The sequence below is a fragment of the Ottowia cancrivicina genome (assembly GCF_029813755.1).
Taxonomy (GTDB): domain Bacteria; phylum Pseudomonadota; class Gammaproteobacteria; order Burkholderiales; family Burkholderiaceae_C; genus Ottowia; species Ottowia massiliensis.
This window is the reverse complement of the sequence record NZ_JARVII010000001.1, coordinates 186,104-206,588: the sequence shown is the minus strand read 5'-3', so window position 1 is coordinate 206,588 and position 20,485 is coordinate 186,104. Positions and strand designations below refer to the sequence as shown.

Here is a 20,485-nt window from a genome sequence, read left to right as displayed (position 1 = left end):
GATACGAGAAAACGAAAACAGAGACAGACGGCAAGCGTGGGCCGCCGCTTGAGTTCCGCATGTCTTTGCCTGCGAGAACTGGTGCCGCACTGCGGCGCGGGTGATGCCATTTGTTTCGTACGGAGAAATTTGCGCGGAGAAATTGTTTTCAAAATTTCTGACCGCGCGGCAATCCGCTTTTTTGATTCTGGGCGCGGATCATTCCCGTTTTTCCAAAACAAAAAGTGCGGCAATAAGCGCAGACGCTCGTGTCAATTGCGTTTTTTCGCGATTCATGGCTTTTTGACTGTGGTTTGCACGGCTTTGGCGCTTATCTTGATGCGGGTATGCTCGTTCGCGTCATTCAGCGCTCTTTTTGCGTCATGCCCATTTCTCTTCGCTCCCTATTGCTACTGGCTCCCCTGCTTTGCGCCGCCCAAGCCCAGGCGCAAGCGCCCGCGCAGGAGCTTGCACCCTGCGCGGCCGATGCCTACACGGGTAAGGAACTGCGCTCGCACAACGGCAGCGCTGCCGATCTGAGCTGGTACCGCCGCGTGCGGGCTGAACCAACGGCACAGGGCTGCCTGCGCTACGTGCTGCGCGCCGCGCCGCGCGCGGGGGTGTTTGACAGCATCGCGCCCGTGCCGCTGGGCGGCGCGGCAATGGGTTTTGAGGCCGTGCGGGACGGCCAGCGCCGCCTGTTCAGTCCGCATGGGCAGGATTTGCTGGGCGAGTCTTACAGCCAGCCGCTGCGCATTGCACTGCCGGCCTTGCCCGCCAGCGCCTGGCAAAACGGCCGCTATGCCGGGCAGGGGCAGCCGCCCGCCGCGCTCACGCTGGCGCTGGGTGACGCCCGGCGGGGCACGGTTTTCATGCGCGTGCAGCAAGGCCGCGTGGTGGCCCGCAGCGCCTGGCTGGCCGCACCGGCTGAAAGCGGCCTGGCTCGCAGCCACCCCGTGCCTGCGGCGTCTGGCCTGCAACCGGTGGCCAACGAGCAAGGCGCGGCGGGCCTGTTGGCGCTGGCAACCCTGCGCGAAACCGTACCCATGCGCTACGCCGCCGTGGGAGCACTGCCTGAAAGCGGGCAGCCGCAAAAAATCTGGCTGCTGCTGGCCCAGCGCCCTGCCGGAAGCGGTGAGGAAGAAAGCGGCGAGAAAAGTAGCAAAGAAAGCGGCCTCATCGAATTTTTCCTGCCCGATGGCCGCCCCATCACCACCCTGCCCGCCGCGCAAGATGTGCATGACGCCCGCAGGCAAGACGGCCAGCGCCGCTACCTGGCCTTGCAAGACCGCACGGGCGGCACGTGCCACTACCTCTCGCCCACGCTGCAACCCCTGCTGGCGGGCGGCGTGCCCGCTGCGGCAGACAAGCCCTGCCCTGCCCTGCGCGAAGGCCAGCCCCTGCGCTTTACCGATGCCGCAGGCCGCACGCTGCGCTACAGCTACACGCCGCAAAACGGCCTCACACCGCTGGGCGAGCCGCTGCCAGGCGCGCTCGTGGCGCAAAACGCCAACCACTTCATGCTGCGGCTGGACGCCAGCGGCGAAGACGAGGCAGCCAACAGCCCCCCCCGCTACATGGCCTACGACGACAGCGGCACGCCCATGCCCGACGCCGTTGGCTTTGACGGCTTTGAAGACCAAGGCTGCGGCGCATGGCGCGTGCTGCGCGACGGCCAGTGGCGCTTCTTCACTGAAGGCGGCCTGCTGCCCGACCGCGAAGCCCCGGTGGCCGGGTGCAGCGCCGGGCGCTGAAAGCTCGCCCGCAATCTGGCGCCGCAAAGGCGGAACAAGCGGAGCGGGCGCGGCGCAGGCTGTGTTTTTGCTTCATTATTCATAGCATTACGTCCTGGTGAAACCAGCGCAAAGCGGTATTTAAGCTCCTTGAATTCGCTCCTGTTTTTGATGTATCTGGGCAGGAAGCAGCATTCCTGGCAGCGCGCATCGGATCCGCACTGTGAGCGCCTACCTGGCGTACCTTGGACGATCGTAGGCCGCCTGTGGAATAGATGCGGATGCGTCTGAAGTCAGTGTTTCATGGCCTGCATCGGCGTTTTGCTCTTGAGCACTGACCTTTGATGAGCCGATGCGCCATGCCCAGCGCTTGGCACAGCCGGTCGGTGAACTGTTTGTCGTTGTCGCTCAGCAGCTTGTTGAGCTTGATCGGGCAGGCCTTGTGCAATGCCTAAATGAATCTCGCCCAGACAAATAGTGAACAAGACGCCCGCCGTCTGGATCCGCCTGTTGGCGGATGAAGCCGCAACGGCCTCTCTCAATGTTCTGAAGCCTGTATCAGCGCTGCCAATTGCGAATCCAGCTCCTGCACCTGGCTTTTGTAATGCTCGCGCGCGGCCTGGTTGCCCGCCGCGTTGTGCCAGGCGGCTATCAAGCGCTGGCGGGTGCGCTGGCAGCGGGACTCCACGTCTTCAATGGGTTTATATCGCTGGCGTGGCAATGCCCCAACGCTCTCCATCATGAGCTGGCAGTGGCGCTGGCTCCATTGCAAACGCCTTTGCGTGCCCTGCGCCGCCAGTTCAGAAGAAGCGCCTTCCTGCTGCATTTGCTGCAAGCGTTTCCATGCCGATTCCACAATACGCGGACGGTAATAGACTGCAGCATTGGCACGACCGCCTGTATGAATCCGGCCGCCGCGATATTCAGAAGGGAAATAAACTGTCAGCACTTCGCCGCCGAACAGAAAGCTGGCCATGCAATTTAAATATGAGCGGTTTCTCATGGAAACCCTGCAATGGAATACCACGTCATGGTATTGCGTATGGTTCCGGTCGGAAAAAAGGTTTTGCCAAAAGCCTGGCGGCGACATGCAATGCGCATTGCCTGCATCCAAGATTGCCACGCCTTCTCCATCATCAGGGATGCCGTGTTCCCGGTTCAGTTTCTTCAGGATATTCGGATTGCAAATCCAGCCCAGCCACTGCCGCTGCCCCCTGATTTCAGCAGTAACGAAACGGCCCCATTGATAAAAATGACTGGCCACGCGGTAGGCTTCGCCTTGCTCGTCCCTGTCTTTGCGTATGCCTAGCGTCGTGCGGCCGCCCGTGTAGATGGCTTCCACGACTGCGTCATCGCTGTTGCCTTCGTAAACTGAGTAGTCCGCGTGCAAACAAACGGGTTGCAAAACCTCCACGAGGGAGCTGCCATGTTGCAAACCGCAGGTGTTTTTCACACGCTCGCCCGGAAAATCCTGCTCGGCTGGCCATGACAGCCTGAGGCCGGGAAAAGAACCTGTCCGTTTTTTCACGTCCACCGCCGGCATTCCGTAAAAACTGGCTTCATCCGCAAAGGCAAGCTCCACGCGGTCAATCGATATGCCTTCCGGAAAGCTGGGCGAAGTGAAAACGACACGTTCCCCAAGATCCTTGAATTCCAGTTTCTTGAAAAACTCATCGTCATGCGGCGTGTGCCAGAAAATTTCCGGGCCTTCTGCCGTCTCTGCCTTCTGTTGAATCCAGAAGGAATAGCCAATGGCCATCAAAATCAGAATGCCGCCCGTCAGCAGCAAAGCCAGCACAGGCGGTGTTTTTTCATCGTCGCTGAGGCTGGAAGCGCGTTTTGAGCTGCGACTCGGGTTACTCTTCAAATCATGTTTCGTACGAGGGTCTGCACGGTATGTCATGGCGCAAATTCCTGAAAACACTGGGACTGGCTGTCGCGTTCATAGGCTGGGCCTGGATTCCCCGCTACACGGATACGGAATGGGTGGCGGACGGACCGCTGGTGGCCACCTGGCTGGTCGTGACGGGATGGCTGTCGTTAGGGGCCATTTTCGCAGGCATTTACATCCCGATACGCGAGCGGCGACTGACGGAGATTGCCGCCGTGTGCTGGATCAGCGTGGCACTGGTGTTGTGCGCCCGGCATTTCATCCATCTCTCGCAGCGGGAAATAGACGCGCAATTCGTGCCTCTTACCGAAATGCTGTGGGCGCGCACAGGCCCCTTTCCTGAATCCATCCCCAACATCAGTGACGGCAGCGTGTACGCAGGGAAAACATACCGCATCGAAGGAAAAATCCGCTGGCCTCTTTACTACCGCAAGACGGGGCCCGAGTCCTGCGAGATCTATACCTACGCCGCCTTCTACCGCAAGCGCGGCTTTGCCATCAGCTATGCAGGCGGCATCCAGCCGCTGTAGGCGACCGCATGGGCCAGCACTTTTCGTCCGTGATGGCTAATCACTCATTGATCTCTTTTTCTGATAGCCACTTTCAGTGACTATCGAACGGGGTATGCCTTGCCAAGCCATCCGGATTCGCTCTTTTCTCAGGGCGGGCGCAGCCTGCCTCACCGGCAGGCTGATGCATTGACGATGCTGCGCAGACCCGCCGTGTTGAGGATGCGCACGTGGCGCTGCTTGACTTGCACCAGCCCCTCTTCCACGAAGCGCGAGAAAGTGCGGCTGACGGTTTCCAGCTTCAGGCCCAGGTAGCTGCCGATTTCCTCACGCGTCATGCGCAGCACCAGCTCGCTTTGCGAAAAGCCCCGCGCGTGCAGGCGCTGCACCAGGTTGAGCAGGAAGGTGGCCAGGCGCTCTTCGGCGCGCATGCTGCCCAGCAGCAGCATCACGCCGTGTTCGCGCACGATTTCGCGGCTGAGGATTTTGTGCACGTGCGATTGCAAGGCTGGCACTTCGCGCGAGAGCGCCTCAATGCGGTCAAAGGGCATGACGCAGACCTCGGCGTCTTCCAGCGCAATGGCGTCGCAGGTGTGGCGGTCGCCCACGATGCCGTCCAGCCCGATGATTTCACCCGCCATCTGAAAGCCAGTGACCTGGTTGCGCCCGTCTTCAGTGAGGATGCAGGTTTTGAAGAAGCCGGTGCGTATGGCGTAAAGCGCCATGAAAGGCGCGCCGTTGTTGAACAGCGCCGCGCCGCGCTTGACCTTGCGGCGCGTGGCCACCAGCTCGTCGAGCTTGCGTGCGTCTGCCTCTGACAAGCCGCTGGGCAGGCACAGCTCGCGCAAATTGCAGTTGGAGCAGGCGACTTTGTAAGGGGGCGGCGGCATGTGGGACAACAGCAAACCGCCACGCGGCGGTCAAATCCTGAAAGCGCGCGATTTTATGGCGGGCTTTTTTCACTCTTTTCGCACCTTTTTTCACCCTTTTGCCAAAAGCGGTACGGCGCTGGAGCGGATTGACCGCAGTCAAGGCGCGGAAAACAGCATCAAGGCACAGTAGCCGCTTGCCGTTTTGCACGGCGTTCAGACAAGAAAAAAAGGATTTCCCGCGATGCAAGCCATCACTCCGGAGCTGATCAGGCGCTTTGACGTCTCCGGCCCGCGCTATACCTCCTACCCCACGGCAGACCGTTTCGTGGAGGCGTTCGGCATGGATGACTACGTACGCGCGCTCGAGCAGCGCCGCCAGGGGCCGGCGGCTTTGGCGCTGGCGCGGCCGCTGTCCATCTACGTGCATCTGCCTTTTTGCGAATCGCTGTGCTACTACTGCGCGTGCAACAAGATCATCACCAAGCACCACGAGCGCGCCGCGCCGTATCTGGCCCTGCTGCGCCGCGAAGTGGAGCTGCATGTGCAGCACATGGGCCGGGGCGCGGCCGTCAGCCAGCTGCACCTGGGCGGCGGCACGCCCACTTTTTTGAGCGACGAAGAGCTGGCCTGGCTGATGGACTTGCTGCGCAGCCATTTCACTTTTCAGGACGGCGGGGAATACTCCATTGAGGTCGATCCGCGCACCGTCACCGCCGAACGGCTGGAGTCGCTGCGCCAGCTGGGCTTCAACCGCCTTTCCTTCGGCGTGCAGGACTTTGACCCCGACGTGCAAAAAGCCGTGCACCGCGTGCAGCCCGCCGAGCAAGTGTTTGCACTGGTTGCCAGCGCCCGGCGCATCGGCTTTGATTCGGTGAACGTCGATCTGATTTACGGCCTGCCCAAACAGAACCCGCAGTCTTTTGCCCGCACGCTGGAGCAGGTATGCGAGCTGCGGCCCGACCGCATCGCGCTGTATGCCTACGCGCACCTGCCCGAGCGCTTCAAGCCCCAGCGGCGCATCATCATGATTGACCTGCCGCTGCCCGATGCCAAGGTGTCCATGCTCGCCAGCGCGCTCAAAACCTTCATGCAGGCCGGCTACGTCTATATCGGCATGGACCACTTCGCGCTGCCGGAAGACGCGCTGGCCATCGCCAAGCGGCAAGGCCGCCTGCACCGCAACTTTCAGGGCTACAGCACGCAGCCAGACTGCGATCTCGTGGGCCTGGGCGTTTCGGCCATAGGCAAAGTGGGCGCCACCTACAGCCAGAACGTGAAAACGCTGGACGAATACCAGTACCTCATCGACCAGGGCCGCCTGCCCGTGGCGCGCGGCCTGGCCCTTTCGCGCGACGACATCCTGCGCCGCTCCGTCATCATGGCCCTCATGTGCCAAGGCGAAGTGCTGTTTGAATCCATCGAACTGGCTCACCTCATCGACTTCCGCCAGTATTTCGCCGCCGAAATGGAGCAGATGCGCGAGATGCAGCAGCAAGGGCTGGTGAGCATCAGCGACAGCAGCATCCAGGTCACGCCCCTGGGCTGGTTCTTCGTGCGCGGCGTGGCGATGGTGTTCGACAAATACCTGCAAGCCGACCGCACGCGCGCGCGCTTTTCCAAAATCATCTGAAAGCCTGTTCACAACCTGCCCGCAGGCGAAGAAAGAGGAATGGACAGGCAGCCATTCTGCTCCTCTATTTATAGCAATATGTCCTAGTGCAGACTGCGCAGGACGGCATTTTTGCCCCATTGAATTTGCTTCTGTTTTTGATGCACCCGTGTCAGCGGGAGTTGGCCCCCTTGCCGTTTTTCAGCGGCAGCCTTCTCGCCTTGCGGTCGGTCTTGCCCCTGATGCCCGAAACCGGGCTGGAAACTGTTTTCCTGAAGAGAGGCTTGGGAAGGCTTTGGCGGGCCGCGCTTGCGCTTCCTACTCCGTGTCGAAATCCGCGCTGTGGGTATGGCCGATGCCGGTGCGGCCTGCCGTGGCGGGCAGGGGGCGGTCGTCGGCGGGGGCGGAGAGCGCGTCGGCCACCAGGCGGCCTTCAGGGTCGGAGACCAGCACCCGCAATTGGAAGGCGCGGCCATAGCGTGCGGGGGCGGTGAGGGTGCGGATGGCTTCTTGCGCCAGCGCCATGTGGAAGGCGGCGCCCAGGCCGCGTTCAGTGAGCAGATCAGCGCCGAAGCGGGCGGTCTTGGCGGCGGCGATGGCCTCGCAATCGGCCGGGCTGGCGCCAATCTGCCGGGCGACGCGGGCAACCAATGCGGTGTCCACGATGTTGCGGTTGGCATGGGTGATGGTTTCGCCTTGCGCGATCTTGGTGAGCTTGCCCACCATGACGGCCAGCACAACTTGCCGGATGCCTTGGGCCACGCATTCATCCAGCGCGTAGCGCAGAAAGTCGCCCATCTGGATGAAGCAGGCGGCGGGCAGGCCGGGGCGCTCGGCTTGCAAGATGCGCATGGCGAATGTTTCGGTGCGCCCGCCGGTGGTGAGAACGGCCAGGCTGTGCCCCAGCGTGGCCGCGACCTGCACGCCCTGCACGACGCTGGCGCGCCAGGCGGAGGTGGAAAAAGGCTTGACGATGCCGGATGTGCCCAGGATGCTGATGCCGCCCAGAATGCCCAGCCGCGCGTTGGTGGTCTTGCGCGCCATTTTTTCGCCATCGGGCACGCTGATGGTCACTTCCAGCCCATGCTCGGCCAGCAGGGCGGGGGCCGCTTCGCGCAGGTTGTCGGCAATGTTGGCGCGCGGCACGGGGTTGATGGCCGGGCCGCCCACTTCCAGCCCCAGCCCGGGCATGGTGACGGTGCCCACGCCCGCGCCCGCACGGTAAATGATGGCGCCGGCCTGGCCGGGAAGCACGCGCACGTCGGCGGTGATGAGGGCGCCGTCGGTGCAGTCAGGGTCGTCGCCTGCGAACTTGGTGATGGCGGCATGCGCCGTCTGCGCCTTTGCATCGCAGCGCCCGTCGCGCACGGCAAAGCGCACGCGGCTGCCGTTTGGCAGCAGGCTTTGCACTTCGGCGGGCACTTGGCCGGCGGCCAGCCCCAGCGCGGCGGCGCGCGCGGCGGCGGCGGCGCACGCGCCCGTGGTAAAGCCGGTGCGCGTGCCGCGCCTGGGCTGTGGGGCATCGGGTGATTCGGCGGCAGGGGGTTCGGTCATATTTGCCGAGGATAAGCGCCGGCACGCATTTGGCGCCTGGCGCGCACAAAGGTTTTCCGCACGGAAAGGCGGGTGAAAAACAGACGCGAAAGACAGACGCTTTTCACGCGCTGAATGCGATGAAGGTGGCGAGCGAATTTCTTCAGCGAGCTGTAGCCGCGCTTTCTGCGGCGTTTGCCCGCAGGGCCGCCTGGCCGGGCAGCAAGGCCGGGCGGCGCGCCCTACACTCGCCGCTTTTCTTTTCGCGCTACAAGTTTTCCCACGCCGTGTTTGCCGATCTCACGCCCGCCCTGGCGGCGACTTATGTGTTTGCCGCTGCCGTGCTGCTGCACTTGGCCCTGCGCTTTTGGCTGGCGCTGCGGCAGATGCGGGCGGTGGCGCTGCGGCGCGGCGCGGTGCCGCCGCGCTTTGCGCAGAAGATCACGCTGGCGGCGCACCAGCGGGCGGCGGATTACACGGCGGCCAAGCTGCGTTTTGGCGTGCTGGAAGGCGGCGCAGCCGCACTCATTTTGCTGGGCTGGACGCTGCTGGGCGGGCTGGACGCGCTCAACGCCCTGCTGCTTCAGTGGCTGGGGCCGCGCCCGCTTTTGCAGCCGCTGGCGCTGCTGGCGGCGTTCATGGCGATCAATGCCCTGCTGGACGTGCCGTTTGACGCCTGGCAGACCTTCGTGATTGAGCAGCGCTTTGGTTTCAACAAAAGCACACTGCGTCTGTGGCTGGCCGATCACGTGAAATCGGCCCTGGTGGGCGCGGCGCTGGGCCTGCCGCTGGCGGCGCTGGCGCTGTGGCTGATGGCGCAGGCCGGGCCGCTGTGGTGGCTGTGGCTGTGGGCGCTGTGGCTGGCCTTCAGCCTGCTGATGATGGTGATTTACCCCACGCTGATTGCGCCGCTGTTCAACCGCTTCGAGCCGCTGGCCGATGAGGAGCTGAAGGCGCGCATCACCGGCCTGATGCAGCGCTGCGGCTTTGCCGCCAGCGGTCTGTTCGTGATGGACGGCAGCCGCCGCAGCGCGCACGGCAACGCCTACTTCACGGGCTTTGGCGCGGCGCGGCGCGTGGTGTTTTTTGACACGCTGCTGAGCCAGCTCACGCCAGATGAAGTGGAGGCCGTGCTGGCCCACGAGCTGGGCCACTGCAAGCGCCGCCACATCGCCAAGCGCATGGCCTGCGTGGCGGCGCTGAGCCTGGCGGCGCTGGCGCTGCTGGGCTGGCTGATGCAGCAGGGCTGGTTTTACGCGGGCCTGGGCGTCACGCCCAACCTGCCGCCCGCGCTGGGCGGCAGCGTGCCCAATCACGCGCTGGCGCTGCTGCTGTTCATGCTGGCTGCGCCGGTCTTTGGCCTGTTTGCCGCGCCGCTCATGGCAGCCCTCTCGCGCAGGCACGAGTTCGAGGCCGATGCCTTCGCCGCCGCCCACAGCAGCGCCGCCTGCCTCGTCAGCGCACTGGTCAAGCTGTATGAAGACAATGCCAGCACGCTCACGCCAGACGCGCTGTATGTTCGCTTTTACTATTCGCACCCGCCCGCCAGCGAGCGTATCGGCCATCTGGAGCGCCTGATGGAGCGGGCGGCGCAGGCGGCAGCGTCCGCCTGATTTTCAAAACGGCGGTTTTCCGCTTTTTCTGTTCATTCATGTCCAAGGAGTTCAAACCATGAAACCATGCAAATTCATTCTTGCGGCCATTTGCGCCCTGACGGCGGCTGCATCCGCCCATGCTGAATCCGGCTCCGTGCCTTACGTTTGCCAGGGCGGCAAGAAAATCAGTGTTTCCTACGTGTTCAATGATGAAACGGGCTTTCCCGTCAAGGCCGAATTCGCCGTGAAAGGCCAGCGGCAAACGCTGGCCTATGACGACGCCAAGTCTGACCACGTGGATTCATTTTTCGTCTCCGCCAAAGGCTGGCGCCTGACGGCGCCCGCCCTGACCATCAAGGAATACAAAAAGACGGACGGCATCATGATTACCTCGCCGCAAGACGAAATCCTGTTCAAGGAATGCGCTCCCGCGCAAAAGAAAAAGGGCCGCAAGTAATAAAACCCACTGCGAAAAAACGCTCTGACGCCCGCCTGCCCGGCGGGCATTTTGTTTCATGAAGCCTCGCAAGAGTCCGCCTGCCGGCTCCGCCGCCTTGCAAAGCGGCCTCGTCATCGCCAGCCACGGCCGCCACTGCGTTGTGGAAACGGCGGACGGCCAGCGCGTCATCTGCCACCCGCGCGGCAAGAAAAGCCAGGCCGTGGCGGGCGACCGCGTGCTGTGGCAAGCCTCGCAAGACGAAGGCTGCATCGAGCGCATCGAACCGCGCCGCAACCTGCTGTACCGGCAGGACGAGATGCGCACCAAGTCCTTCGCCGCCAATATTGACCAGGCCCTCATCCTGCTGGCCGCCGAGCCGGCTTTTTCCGAGCACCAGCTCGCCCGCGCCCTCATCGCTTGCCAGGCCGCAGGCATCACCCCTCTCATCGCGCTCAACAAGGCTGATCTGGCCGCCGCCTTCTCCCACGCCTGGCTGCGCCTGGCTCCCTACCGCCGCATGGGTTGCACCGTGCTGCCGCTGGCGGCCGCGCCAGCCGCGGCGCCCGGCGCGGCCGCCATGCACGCCCTCACGCCGCAAGCCCTGGCCGCCGCCCATCTGGCAGGCCGCGTCACCCTCGTGCTTGGCCCTTCCGGCGCGGGCAAAAGCACGCTCATCAACGCCCTCATTCCCCATGCCCGCGCCGCCACGGGCGAAATTTCGCAGGCGTTGGGCAGCGGCCGCCACACCACCACCGCCACCACCTGGTACTGGCTGGACGCCGCCCGCACCAGTGCGCTTATCGACTCCCCGGGCTTTCAGGAATTCGGCCTGCGCCACATCGCCCCCGCGCAGCTGGCCGGCCTCATGCCCGACTTCGCCCCTCACCTGGGCGCATGCCGCTTCTACAACTGCACCCACCTGCACGAACCCGGCTGCGGCGTGCGCGCCGCCGTGCATGACGAGGGCGCGGATGACGGCAGCGCAAGCCAGGCCATCAGCCCCAGCCGCTACCGCATCTATGCCGATCTGTCCGCCGAGCTGGACCAGCAAGCCTGGCAGGCGCGCGGCAAGGCGTGAAGCGCTGGCAGGCTGCCCGCCAAGCCCTTCAGACGCGCGCCCGATGGAACCAGCAACAGAAGCGAATTCAAGGAGGCGAAAACCACGTTTCCGCACAGTTTCTGGACGAGGGTGGCGGGCGGATTGGGCCGCTGTGCGTTTGCTCTGCCGTGTTTTCCTGGCGGCGTTTGCAAAGCGGTCTGCCGGAAGAGCCGCGCCTGCGCCGCATGGCTTCTCGCCTGGATTCAGAAAGAGGAGCGAATTCAAGGGGCAAAAAACCCATTTCGCGCTGTATCCACTAGGACATCATGCTATGGAACGAGGAGCGAAACCAGGCCTTATTGAACCGGGGCGGGCTTGAAAAGCGCCTTGCCGCCGCACGTCTGCGGCGTTTTTCAGGCTGCGGCGGTGGCGCGGCGGCGCTTTTTGCGGTCTTTCATTTCGCTGAGCGCCTTGTTGACCACTTCGCTGGAATCGACCAGGCGCAGGTGGCCGTTGCGCAGCAGTTTCTCGCAGCTGCGGCGCGTCATGGTGTGGGGCTGGCCGCCGTGGCTGACGAACATGAACAGCGAGCCGTTGCCGCTGGTCCAGGTGAGCTTGGCGCGCAGCCACTCGCCGTGCGAGAACAGATCGACCCAGGTGTCTTCGCGCAGGCGGGCCAGGTCGGCGCGGTGGCGGGCTTGCTGCTCGTCGTCATCAGCACCCGGCGCGGCGGCGTTCGTCGTGGCGGCGGCGCCCGCCTGGTCGCGCGCGGGACTGGGCGCGCTGGCCTTGCCGGGCGTGGCGGCTGCAGCCGGTTCCAGTTCAGGGCTGCTGCTGGGCATGAAGCCGGCTGCCGCCAGCTCGCGCTGGGCCAGCCAGGGCTGCTCGGAAGTGTCGGCCTTGAGTTCGGCGAATGAGGAGCCGCCCTGGCCGACTTCGGCCGCGTCGGGCAGGTCATCGTTCAGGTCCATCATGCTGGATGTGGGCGCGCCGGAGGCTTCGGCGTCCAGCGCCGAGCGCACGCGCCGCAGGCGCAGCACGGGTTTGTGGTAGCGCATGAGGGCGTCGAAAAAGCGGTTGGAGTCTTTGGGGTCGTGGCCCAGCATTTCCAGTCCGCGCCGCAGGGTTTGCACGATGTGCGGCACGATTTCAAACAGATGCGCGGGCTGGCGCATGGCCGCTTCGTGGTTCACGCTCCACAGCAAGTCGGTGACGACGGCCAGATAGCCGCCGGGATCGAGCTGGCCGCGCGTGTCGGTGAGCTGCGCGTGGGCGATGACCAGCGCCTAGGTGTTGTAGAGAAAGTCGAGCACGATTTTGGGCGCGCCCTCTACGTCTGAACGCAGGCTGAAGCCCCAGGCTACTTTGTCGGCCAGCGCCTGGCGGTCATGCGCGAAGTGAATGGATTGCAGGCCGTTTTTGTGGCTGGCGCTGTCGCTCTGGTCTTCTTCTTCCCAGCGGCTTTCCAGGTCTTGCAGGTGGTTGTCAAAGTCGTGCGCGGTGGCGTCTTTTTGCGCGTCCAGCTCGCGCACCACGCGGCGCACGGGTTCGATGAACTGGGCAAATTCCTTTGAGAATTCGTCGTTGTATTTGAAGCTGCGCTGGGCGATGCTTTCCACCAGGCGGCGCGCCGGATGGGTTTCGTCGCCCATGAAGCGCGGATCGCTCATGGCCAGGCGCAGCAGGGCAGGCTCCAGCGCCACGAAGGCTTCGCGCACGGGGGGCAGCACACGCACATCGCCCGCCACCTGGTCGATGAGGGCGCGCACGGCGTCCAGTCCGATGACCTGGCTGACTTTCTTGGCCTGCGATTTGAGCTGCACCAGCGTTTGCGTGCGCGCCTGCGGCGAGGCGACTTCGCCCCACACTTTTTGCGGGAGCACGGCCTGCACGTCCAGCTCTTGCGGGGGGCGCTCCATCACGGGCAGGGCGCGGCGCTCTTGCTGGGCGGCGTACAGCTCGCGGTCGCTGGGCATGGGGGTGGAGGCGGCCACAGCGGCGCAGGTCTGCATTTCGCGCCGCACGGCTTCGTAGTAGCTGGGGGGCAGGGGCGCGTCGTGATGAGCCACCCATTGGGGCTGGTAGAGGAAGTCGTGCACCATGCTGTAGGGCACGGCGGGTTCGGCGCTGGCCAGATCGGCCATGGCGGGCATCTGGAAAGCCTGGGCCTGCCCTTGCATGGGAGCGCCTGCGGCGAGGTTGGCCATGCCCTGGCCCAGCGGGCCGGTCATGGCCTGCAAAGGCATGATGTTGCTGGCCGTTTGCATAGCGCCTGGGGTCAGACGCAGGCGGTAGCGCGCTTCCTGGATGCCTTTTTCTTCCAGCAGCCTGATGATGACTTCGTAGAGGCGGTTGAGTTCGTCGGCGAACGGACGGGTGAGGTGGCGCAGCATCAGGTTGCGCGCTTCGGGCGGCTCGCCCAGCTCCTCAATCACTTCCATGAGCGCGCCGCACAGCACTTCGGGCCGCATGGGGTTGAGGTCGGCGCGCACCACGGGCAGGCCCAGGGCGGAACTCATCAGCGTGTCCAGCCGTGTGAGCCGGTCTTCCACCACGGGCAGCACGGTTTGTTGCAAGCGGGAGGTTTCCACAAACTGCGAAACCTCTGCTTCGGCCATGAGCGTGACTGATTCGAGCGAAGCCAGGTTGGAGGGACGGGGAGCGGGGTTGAGGTCCGTGTCCTTGATGGCTTCCAGCGCGTGGTTGATGGCCGTTTCAATGCGCGATGGAAAGCGCGTGCGCATCTTGGCGCGATGACGGGCCAGCGCCACCATGGCGTCGGCCAGCTGCTGGCGTTGCAAGGGAATCGTGGATTTGTTTTCTGCTTCTTCCAGCGTCACACGCGCAGCTTCGGCGCAGCGGTCGATCATGGACGACGCCAGGAACACAGCCTCGTGCGTGCTGCGCCTGAGCAATGTGCTGTGCTGGTTGGGCAGTTGCATTGTTGCCGGATGAAAGAATGAAGACGGATAGCTTATGGCAAGTCAGCTGCGTCCAACCCCGCCAGAGAGGGGTTTTATGCGGAAAGAAGTCACAATCTGGCGAGTGATGAGCAAGAAACTTCTGATTGCAGGCGGCGGCATTGGCGGCATGGCCGCCGCGCTGGCGGCAGCGCGCGCGGGCTGGCAGGTTCAGGTGCTGGAGCGCGCCAGCGCCTTCAGCGAGGTGGGCGCGGGCGTGCAGATTGGCCCCAACGTCACGCGGGTGCTGCATGCCTGGGGCTTGCAGGAGGCCCTGCGGGCCGTGGCGGCCTTCCCGGATGCGCTTCTGGTGCGGGACGCCGCTTCTGGCGCGGAGCTTGGATACATGCAACTGGGCGAGCGCGCGCAGCGGCTGTATGGCGCGCCTTACGCCACCATTCACCGCGCCGATCTGCACCAGGCGCTGGCTGCGGCCGCGCAGGCTGAATCGCAGGTGCAGGTGCATGCCGGGCAGGCGCTGGCGCGCTATGAAGACCAAGGGGCGGCCGTACAGGCTTTTTCGGTCAGCCAGACTTGGCAGGCGGATGCGCTGATTGGCGCGGACGGCCTGTGGAGCGAGGTGCGCCAGGGCCTGCTGAAAGACGGCGCGCCCCGTGTTTCAGGCCACCTGGCCTGGCGCGCCATGCTGCGGCAGGCAGATTTGCCCGCTGCCTTGCGCAGCCAGTGCGTCACGGTCTGGCTGGGGCCGCGCATGCACGCCGTGCAGTACCCCGTGCGGCGCGGCGAGTGGCTGAATCTGATCGTGGTGACTGAAGGCGCACCGCCTGAAAACCCGCACGGCTGGGACCATCAGGCCAATGCCTATGAATTGATGGCGCGGATGGGCGGCGCGTGCGCGCCCTTGCGCGACCTGCTGCACGCCGCCCCGCAGGCGACAGTCAATGCCTGTGTCTGGCGCTTGTGGCCCTTGTGCGACCGCGCTCCGGTGCGTGCGGCAGGCGAAATGGCGCGCGGCCGCGTGGCCTTGCTGGGCGACGCCGCACACCCCATGCGCCCCTATCTGGCCCAAGGCGCGGGCATGGCGGTGGAAGACGCAGACATGCTGGGCCGCTGCCTGCAGCAGGCTGACGCCGGCACAGCGCCGCAGCAGCTGGCGCGCTACGCGCAAGCCCGCTGGGCGCGCTGCGCCCGGGTGCAAGCCCGTGCCGTGCGCAATGGCGAGATCTTTCATGCCAGCGGCCTTGTGCGCCTGGCGCGCAGTGCCGCCATGCGCTTGCTGGGCGCGCGGTTGCTGGATGCGCCTTGGCTTTATGCGTACTGAATTCACATCAAGAAAGGCAATGACCCATGCGCATCGATCATGTCACTCTGCTCTGGGCCGCTGGCGCAGTGCTCTACATCATCCTGGCCCTGCTACGGGCCTTTGCCATCAGCCGGCTGGAAAAAGAGCAGCCTTCCGACGACCTGAAAGACGAAGTGCGCAACTACCGCAGAAAGGCGCTCATTGCCACGGGCGTGCTGGCAGCCGTGCTCATCGTGCATTGGCTCTGGGTTCATTTCTGAAGCAGGCAAAGAAAAACGCCCCAGTCTTTCGACTGAGGCGTTTGCCGTTTTTTTTGGCTCCCCGACCTGGGCTCGAACCAGGGACCTACGGATTAACAGTCCGGCGCTCTACCGACTGAGCTATCGGGGAATGAAGCTGCGCATTGTATAGCAAAAAACGCAGCGCGCGCAAGTTCAGCGGAAAATTTCTACGGCCTGCCGAAGGCTCACCGGGTGTTAGCATGGCCGCTTCCACTCCGGGGTGTCGCGGCGTCTGAAACAGGCCACGCGGCTGAGATGGCGCAGCGCCAAACCCGTTCAACTTGATCCGGCTCATACCGGCGTAAGGAGAAGAGGGCATTTCATCCGTCTGGCGCACCGGGCGGGCGCCGGAGTTTTCGCCACCTTTCGCAGGAGACTCTCCGATGAATGCCCCCGACAAATTCCAGCAGCTGCTCACCCTCACGCGCGAGCCTTTTCCCGCCTCGCGCAAGGGCTACATCCAAGGCTCGCGGCCTGATTTGCGCGTGCCCGTGCGCGATGTCACGCTCACCAACGACGAAGTGGTGTCGCTCTACGACACCTCCGGCCCTTACACCGACCCGGATGCGCCGATTGACGTGCGCCAGGGCCTGCCCACCGTGCGCGAAGGCTGGATTGACGAGCGCGGCGACACCGAGCGCTACGCGGGCCGCATCGCCCACATCCTGGATGACGGCGGCAAGCACGAAAAGCGCGATCTGCCCCGCATCGAGCAGCTGCGGCGCGAAGCCGCCGGGCTGCAACGCCAGCCGCGCCGCGCCAGGGGCGGCGTGGGCGGCGGCAACGTCACCCAGATGCACTACGCGCGCAAAGGCATCGTCACGCCCGAGATGGAATACATCGCCTTGCGCGAAAACGGCCGCCGCGAATGGATAGCCGCCTATCTGAACGACGAAAGCCGCGAGCGCCGCCTGGCCGGCAACCCGCTGGGCGCGAGCATGGCGCAGCGCATCACGCCCGAATTCGTGCGCGATGAAGTCGCGCGGGGGCGCGCCGTCATCCCCGCCAACATCAACCACCCCGAAATCGAGCCGATGGTCATCGGGCGCAACTTTCTGGTGAAGATCAACGCCAACATTGGCAACAGCGCCGTCACCAGCAGCATCGAGGAAGAAGTGGAAAAACTCGTCTGGTCCATCCGCTGGGGGGCCGACACCGTGATGGACTTGTCCACCGGCAAAAACATCCACACCACGCGCGACTGGATCATCCGCAACAGCCCCGTACCCATTGGCACCGTGCCCATTTACCAGGCGCTGGAAAAAGTGGGCGGCATCGCCGAAGACCTCACCTGGGAAATCTTTCGCGACACCCTCATCGAGCAAGCCGAGCAGGGCGTGGACTACTTCACCATCCACGCGGGCGTGCGCCTGCCCTTCATTCACCTCACGGTGCCCCGGCGCACCGGCATCGTCAGCCGGGGCGGCTCCATCATGGCCAAGTGGTGCATCGCCCACCACAAGGAAAGCTTTCTCTACACGCACTTTGAAGACATCTGCGACATCATGAAAGCGTATGACGTGGCCTTCAGCCTGGGCGACGGCCTGCGCCCCGGCAGCTGCGCCGACGCCAACGACGAAGCCCAGTTTGCCGAGCTGCGCACGCTGGGCGAACTCACGCAAATCGCCTGGAAGCACGACGTGCAAACCATGATCGAAGGCCCCGGCCACGTGCCCATGCACCTGATTCAGGCCAACATGGACGAGCAGCTCAAGCACTGCGGCGAAGCGCCGTTTTACACGCTGGGGCCGCTGACCATCGACGTCTCGCCCGGCTACGACCACATTGCCTCGGCCATTGGCGCGGCCATGATCGGCTGGATGGGCACCGCCATGCTCTGCTACGTCACCCCCAAAGAGCACCTGGGCCTGCCCGACCGCAACGACGTCAAGCAGGGAATGATTGCCTACAAGATCGCCGCGCACGCCGCCGACGTGGCCAAGGGCCACCCCGGCGCGCGCGCCCGCGACGACGCACTCAGCCAGGCCCGTTTTGAATTCCGCTGGTACGACCAGTTCAACCTGAGCCTGGACCCCGACACCGCCCGCGAATTTCACGACGAAACCCTGCCGCGCGAAAGCAGCAAAAGCGCCCACTTTTGCAGCATGTGCGGCCCCAAGTTCTGCTCCATGAAGATCACGCAGGAAGTGCGCGACTTCGCCGCCGCCAAGGGCCTGAGCGAAGCCGACGCCCTGCAAGCGGGCATGGCGGAAAAATCGCGCCAGTTCCAGGCCGGCGGCGGGCAGGTCTACATCCCCATCCAGAAGAACGGATAAACCCGCCCCGCAGCCCGGCCAGTCGCAAGGCCGCGCGGCTCATGGCAAGCGATCGGGCCGAAAGCGCAGCCGGCCTTTGCGCTGCGTCATGGCCGCGCGAGGGCCGGGTTCCCCCACGCTTGCTTGCCATCTGGCCGCAAGAGACGAAAGCGCAGCCCGGCCCTGATTCGCTCCGCCGCCATGCCGCCCGCCCCTTGCGGGCACACCATGAGAAATGCTGAAAAGCATCAAAAACAGGAGCAAATTTGAGAGGCCGAAAGCGGCCCTTGCGCCCATTCCACTAGGACATTACGCTATCGTTTTAGAAGCGAAAAAAGCCATTTGGGCAGCCGAGGCCGCCCGATCATTGCGGCTGAAAGCCGCTTTCCCGGATGATCCGGCTCCAGGTTCCCTCGTAGGCGCGTGCGCGGGCAGTGAGCTGCGCGGCGCTCATGTACTCGGGAGTCAGGCCGATGCGATCCAGGCGGTCCTGCACGCCGGGGTCGGCCATGACGCGGCGGATGGCTTCCGACAGCGCATCAAGCGCGTCCTGCGGCGTGCCTTTCGGGGCGAAGAAACCGTAATAAGGCAAATCTTCAAAGCCGCGCAGGCCCAGCTCGGCGAAGGTGGGCACCTCAGGCAGGGTTTTCTGGCGCTGCGGGCCAAGAGTGGCGAGCACACGCAGCTTGCCAGCGCGGTGGTTCTCAATGAATTCAGGCACGGAGCCAATGCCGGCGCTGATCTGGTTGCCGAGCATGTCAGCCACCATGGGCGCGGTGCCACGGTAGGGCACGGGCAGCAGGTCTGCGCCGTATTTCTGCGAAAGCACCTTGACGAGGAATTCGGGCACCGAGGCGGGCGCGGGAATGCCAACGCTGCTGCCGCGCCCGTCTTGCTGCCTGGCCCAGGCCATGTATTCGTCCAGACTGTTGGCGGGAGTGGCGGCGGAGACGGCGAAAGTGTTGGCGAAGCTGGCAACGCCAGCGACCTGCGTGAAGTCTTTCACGGGATCAAAGCCCGGCTGCCTGACAACCAGAGGCAGGATGGAGATGGTGTGATCGTGCGAGAAAAAGAGTGTCAGTCCGTCAGGCCGGGCGTTCTTGAGCAATTGCGCGGCAATCTGCCCGCCCGCGCCGGGGCGGTTATCCACAACCACAGGCTGACCCAGCTGAACAGCGAGCTTGTCGGCCAGCAGGCGCGCGACGGTATCGGTGCCGCCGCCGGGCGGAAAGCCGACCAGAACATGCACAGGCTTGCCGCCCGCGATGGGCGCGCCGGGCACGGGCGCAGGCTCAGCGGCAAGTTCGGCAGCCCGTGCGGCTGGAAGCAAGGCGGCGGCCAGCGCGCTGGCGGCGAAGCGTTTGACGAAATAGCGGCGTTTCATGGTTGGCTCGTGGGCAAGTGTGGGTTGTCGTGCAGGGTGAGTTCGGGCGGCAGGCGGTCGATTTCAGCCAGCAGGTCCGCCAAAGCGCGGGCAGCGGCGGCAATGAGGGCCTGCCCATCCCCAGTGGTGGCAGCGCGGGCGTTGCCTGCGGCCCCGCTGGGGTGAAGGTCTTGTGCGGCCCAGGCGAAACGGGCGCTCTTGCCGTTGCCCAGCAGGGCGAAGCCGCGCGCGCGCGCCTCGCTGCTGGAGCGGAAATGTTCGGCGCGCTCCCTGCGCACGGCGTGCGGAGCGGCAGCGAGCATGAAAGCCGTCTCCACCTGGCCCGCATGCACGCCAAAGCGCCGCTCCTGCGGGCTGAAGCGGGCCATGAGATCGCCCCCGTCTTCATCCAGCAGAGGCAGATCGAACCAGTTGCAGCGGTAAATGAGCAGCCTCAGCCGCGCACGCAGCTCGCGCGCCAGACCGTCCAGCAAACCGGCATTGCCGCCGTGGGTGTTGAAAAGCACCAGCTTGCGCACGCCGCTGGCGGCCACGGATTCGGCGATATCGCTCCACAGGCGCAAGGCAGTCTCGGGGCGCAGGGTGAGCGTGCCCGCAAAGTGGGCGTGCTCCGGGCTGTAGCCAATCGCTTGCACGGGCAGAAAAAAGGCGGGCACTTCATCAGCCACCAGGGGCGCTGCGGCCTGCACGATGGCGTGGGCGATGTCGGCATCCACCGACAGGGGCAAGTGCGGACCATGCTGCTCGGTAGCCCCCACGGGCAGCACGGCAATGGCGCGGGCCGTATCGATCTGCGCAAAGTCAGCGGTGGTCAGCGCAGACCAGAAGCGGGGCAAGGCAGGCATGGCGGGCAGTTGGAAAGCAAGCGCGAAATCTTACCTTTGCGCCCACGCCGCAAACTCAGGGCAAACGCGCAAATGGCGGGGAAGGGCCTGCGCTCAACGCTCCAGCGTTCGGCGCGTCGCCTTGAAGGCGTGAAGTTCGCTTTTCTTGGCTCTCTGCGCCGTCACATGCTCACCCAGGATGACTTTGACGCCTTGCGCGAAGGGCTGGCCCGCGTAGCCGCCATCGCACAGCAGGCTTTGCACCCGGCCCAGGCTGCTTTTTTTCTTGCTCGCGCGCTCCTGCAGAGGGCGGATGAG

At 64.6% G+C, this 20,485-nt stretch carries 17 protein-coding genes, 1 tRNA gene, 2 pseudogenes and 1 riboswitch; of the genes and pseudogenes, 10 read left to right on the top strand and 10 right to left on the bottom strand.

Annotated features, from left to right (window positions below; all coding sequences use genetic code 11):
- The first annotated feature begins 362 nt into the window (after positions 1-362).
- Positions 363-1,733, top strand: coding sequence for a hypothetical protein (locus tag QB898_RS00965; protein ID WP_279523438.1), 1,371 nt, complete (start codon positions 363-365; stop codon positions 1,731-1,733).
- Between the two features lie 304 nt (positions 1,734-2,037).
- Here QB898_RS00965 and QB898_RS13365 read toward each other — a convergent pair.
- A pseudogene (locus QB898_RS13365) lies at positions 2,038-2,160 on the bottom strand (IS481 family transposase); the annotation flags it as partial.
- Positions 2,161-2,250: 90 nt separating this feature from the next.
- A complete protein-coding gene (locus tag QB898_RS00955; RefSeq protein WP_279523437.1) occupies positions 2,251-3,615 on the bottom strand; it encodes a hypothetical protein in 1,365 nt (454 codons plus the stop codon).
- Between QB898_RS00955 and QB898_RS00950 the strand changes: the two genes are divergently transcribed.
- Positions 3,609-4,133, top strand: a complete 525-nt coding sequence (locus tag QB898_RS00950; RefSeq protein WP_279523436.1) for a hypothetical protein — start codon at positions 3,609-3,611, stop codon at positions 4,131-4,133. The genes QB898_RS00955 and QB898_RS00950 overlap by 7 nt on opposite strands.
- 149 nt (positions 4,134-4,282) lie before the next feature.
- Here the strand turns inward: QB898_RS00950 and QB898_RS00945 are convergent, their stop codons facing one another.
- Entirely contained in the window at positions 4,283-5,002 is a 720-nt protein-coding gene (locus tag QB898_RS00945) for a helix-turn-helix domain-containing protein (RefSeq protein ID WP_279523435.1), read from the bottom strand.
- On the opposite strand from QB898_RS00945, the gene QB898_RS00940 reads away from it, so the two are divergent.
- Positions 5,001-5,174 carry a hypothetical protein gene (locus tag QB898_RS00940; RefSeq protein WP_158241594.1) on the top strand — a complete coding sequence of 58 codons (174 nt, stop codon included), beginning with the start codon at positions 5,001-5,003 and terminating at the stop codon, positions 5,172-5,174. The two genes, QB898_RS00945 and QB898_RS00940, sit on opposite strands and share 2 nt — an antisense overlap.
- Before the next feature lie 51 nt (positions 5,175-5,225).
- Positions 5,226-6,614, top strand: coding sequence for an oxygen-independent coproporphyrinogen III oxidase (gene hemN / locus QB898_RS00935; RefSeq protein ID WP_279523434.1), 1,389 nt, complete (start codon positions 5,226-5,228; stop codon positions 6,612-6,614).
- 297 nt (positions 6,615-6,911) lie between these two features.
- Here hemN and QB898_RS00930 read toward each other — a convergent pair whose 3' ends face one another.
- Positions 6,912-8,147 (bottom strand): cobalt-precorrin-5B (C(1))-methyltransferase, encoded by a 1,236-nt coding sequence (locus QB898_RS00930; protein ID WP_279523433.1) that lies wholly within the window; start codon positions 8,145-8,147, stop codon positions 6,912-6,914.
- A gap of 266 nt (positions 8,148-8,413) precedes the next feature.
- Between QB898_RS00930 and QB898_RS00925 the strand changes: the two genes are divergently transcribed.
- Genes QB898_RS00925 through rsgA form a run of 3 tightly spaced genes read left to right on the top strand, consistent with a single transcriptional unit; the run spans position 8,414 to position 11,238 of the window.
- A complete protein-coding gene (locus tag QB898_RS00925; protein WP_279523432.1) occupies positions 8,414-9,739 on the top strand; it encodes a M48 family metallopeptidase in 1,326 nt (441 codons plus the stop codon).
- A 58-nt stretch (positions 9,740-9,797) separates the two neighbouring features.
- On the top strand, positions 9,798-10,178 hold the full coding sequence (locus QB898_RS00920) for an ACP-like domain-containing protein (RefSeq protein ID WP_102282853.1): 381 nt from the start codon (positions 9,798-9,800) through the stop codon (positions 10,176-10,178).
- 58 nt (positions 10,179-10,236) lie between these two features.
- Positions 10,237-11,238, top strand: a complete 1,002-nt coding sequence (gene rsgA, locus QB898_RS00915; RefSeq protein ID WP_279523431.1) for a ribosome small subunit-dependent GTPase A — start codon at positions 10,237-10,239, stop codon at positions 11,236-11,238.
- A gap of 374 nt (positions 11,239-11,612) precedes the next feature.
- Here rsgA and QB898_RS13535 read toward each other — a convergent pair whose 3' ends face one another.
- Both QB898_RS13535 and QB898_RS00905 read right to left on the bottom strand, forming a co-directional pair.
- Positions 11,613-12,422, bottom strand: a complete 810-nt coding sequence (locus tag QB898_RS13535) for a DUF1631 family protein (RefSeq protein WP_279523488.1) — start codon at positions 12,420-12,422, stop codon at positions 11,613-11,615.
- Between the two features lie 63 nt (positions 12,423-12,485).
- Entirely contained in the window at positions 12,486-14,141 is a 1,656-nt protein-coding gene (locus QB898_RS00905; protein WP_279523430.1) for a DUF1631 family protein, read from the bottom strand.
- Between the two features lie 106 nt (positions 14,142-14,247).
- On the opposite strand from QB898_RS00905, the gene QB898_RS00900 reads away from it, so the two are divergent.
- Together QB898_RS00900 and QB898_RS00895 are read left to right on the top strand one after the other, a co-directional pair.
- Entirely contained in the window at positions 14,248-15,441 is a 1,194-nt protein-coding gene (locus QB898_RS00900; protein ID WP_279523429.1) for an FAD-dependent monooxygenase, read from the top strand.
- Positions 15,442-15,467: 26 nt separating this feature from the next.
- Positions 15,468-15,683 (top strand): hypothetical protein, encoded by a 216-nt coding sequence (locus QB898_RS00895; protein WP_050716032.1) that lies wholly within the window; start codon positions 15,468-15,470, stop codon positions 15,681-15,683.
- A gap of 54 nt (positions 15,684-15,737) precedes the next feature.
- On the opposite strand, the gene QB898_RS00890 is transcribed toward QB898_RS00895, so the two are convergent.
- Positions 15,738-15,813, bottom strand: a tRNA-Asn gene (locus QB898_RS00890).
- 97 nt (positions 15,814-15,910) lie between these two features.
- Positions 15,911-16,030, top strand: a riboswitch (TPP riboswitch).
- 57 nt (positions 16,031-16,087) lie between these two features.
- Between QB898_RS00890 and thiC the strand changes: the two genes are divergently transcribed.
- Positions 16,088-17,980: a phosphomethylpyrimidine synthase ThiC gene (gene thiC / locus QB898_RS00885; protein ID WP_279523428.1), complete on the top strand. Its 1,893-nt coding sequence runs from the start codon at positions 16,088-16,090 to the stop codon at positions 17,978-17,980.
- A 343-nt stretch (positions 17,981-18,323) separates the two neighbouring features.
- On the opposite strand, the gene QB898_RS00880 is transcribed toward thiC, so the two are convergent.
- The 3 genes and pseudogenes from QB898_RS00880 to QB898_RS00870 form a co-directional block, all read right to left on the bottom strand.
- Entirely contained in the window at positions 18,324-19,343 is a 1,020-nt protein-coding gene (locus QB898_RS00880; RefSeq protein WP_279523427.1) for a Bug family tripartite tricarboxylate transporter substrate binding protein, read from the bottom strand.
- Complete coding sequence (locus QB898_RS00875; RefSeq protein ID WP_279523426.1) at positions 19,340-20,188, bottom strand: creatininase family protein; 849 nt, start codon at positions 20,186-20,188, stop codon at positions 19,340-19,342. Before QB898_RS00875 ends, QB898_RS00880 begins: the two co-directional genes overlap by 4 nt.
- 89 nt (positions 20,189-20,277) lie before the next feature.
- Positions 20,278-20,458, bottom strand: a pseudogene (locus tag QB898_RS00870) (IS5/IS1182 family transposase); the annotation flags it as partial.
- Between the last annotated feature and the right edge of the window lie 27 nt (positions 20,459-20,485).

Excerpts from the sequence above, each read along its gene's own strand:
- rsgA (WP_279523431.1), top strand. The coding sequence starts at position 10,237 with ATGAAGCCTCGCAAGAGTCCGCCTGCCGGCTCCGCCGCCTTGCAAAGC.
- QB898_RS00895 (WP_050716032.1), top strand. The coding sequence starts at position 15,468 with ATGCGCATCGATCATGTCACTCTGCTCTGGGCCGCTGGCGCAGTGCTC.
- QB898_RS00920 (WP_102282853.1), top strand. The coding sequence starts at position 9,798 with ATGAAACCATGCAAATTCATTCTTGCGGCCATTTGCGCCCTGACGGCG.
- QB898_RS00875 (WP_279523426.1), bottom strand. The coding sequence starts at position 20,188 with ATGCCTGCCTTGCCCCGCTTCTGGTCTGCGCTGACCACCGCTGACTTT.
- QB898_RS00905 (WP_279523430.1), bottom strand. The coding sequence starts at position 14,141 with ATGCAACTGCCCAACCAGCACAGCACATTGCTCAGGCGCAGCACGCAC.
- QB898_RS00930 (WP_279523433.1), bottom strand. The coding sequence starts at position 8,147 with ATGACCGAACCCCCTGCCGCCGAATCACCCGATGCCCCACAGCCCAGG.
- QB898_RS00950 (WP_279523436.1), top strand. The coding sequence starts at position 3,609 with ATGTCATGGCGCAAATTCCTGAAAACACTGGGACTGGCTGTCGCGTTC.
- hemN (WP_279523434.1), top strand. The coding sequence starts at position 5,226 with ATGCAAGCCATCACTCCGGAGCTGATCAGGCGCTTTGACGTCTCCGGC.
- QB898_RS00900 (WP_279523429.1), top strand. The coding sequence starts at position 14,248 with ATGAGCAAGAAACTTCTGATTGCAGGCGGCGGCATTGGCGGCATGGCC.
- thiC (WP_279523428.1), top strand. The coding sequence starts at position 16,088 with ATGAATGCCCCCGACAAATTCCAGCAGCTGCTCACCCTCACGCGCGAG.
- QB898_RS00955 (WP_279523437.1), bottom strand. The coding sequence starts at position 3,615 with ATGACATACCGTGCAGACCCTCGTACGAAACATGATTTGAAGAGTAAC.
- QB898_RS00880 (WP_279523427.1), bottom strand. The coding sequence starts at position 19,343 with ATGAAACGCCGCTATTTCGTCAAACGCTTCGCCGCCAGCGCGCTGGCC.
- QB898_RS00940 (WP_158241594.1), top strand. The coding sequence starts at position 5,001 with ATGTGGGACAACAGCAAACCGCCACGCGGCGGTCAAATCCTGAAAGCG.
- QB898_RS00965 (WP_279523438.1), top strand. The coding sequence starts at position 363 with ATGCCCATTTCTCTTCGCTCCCTATTGCTACTGGCTCCCCTGCTTTGC.
- QB898_RS00945 (WP_279523435.1), bottom strand. The coding sequence starts at position 5,002 with ATGCCGCCGCCCCCTTACAAAGTCGCCTGCTCCAACTGCAATTTGCGC.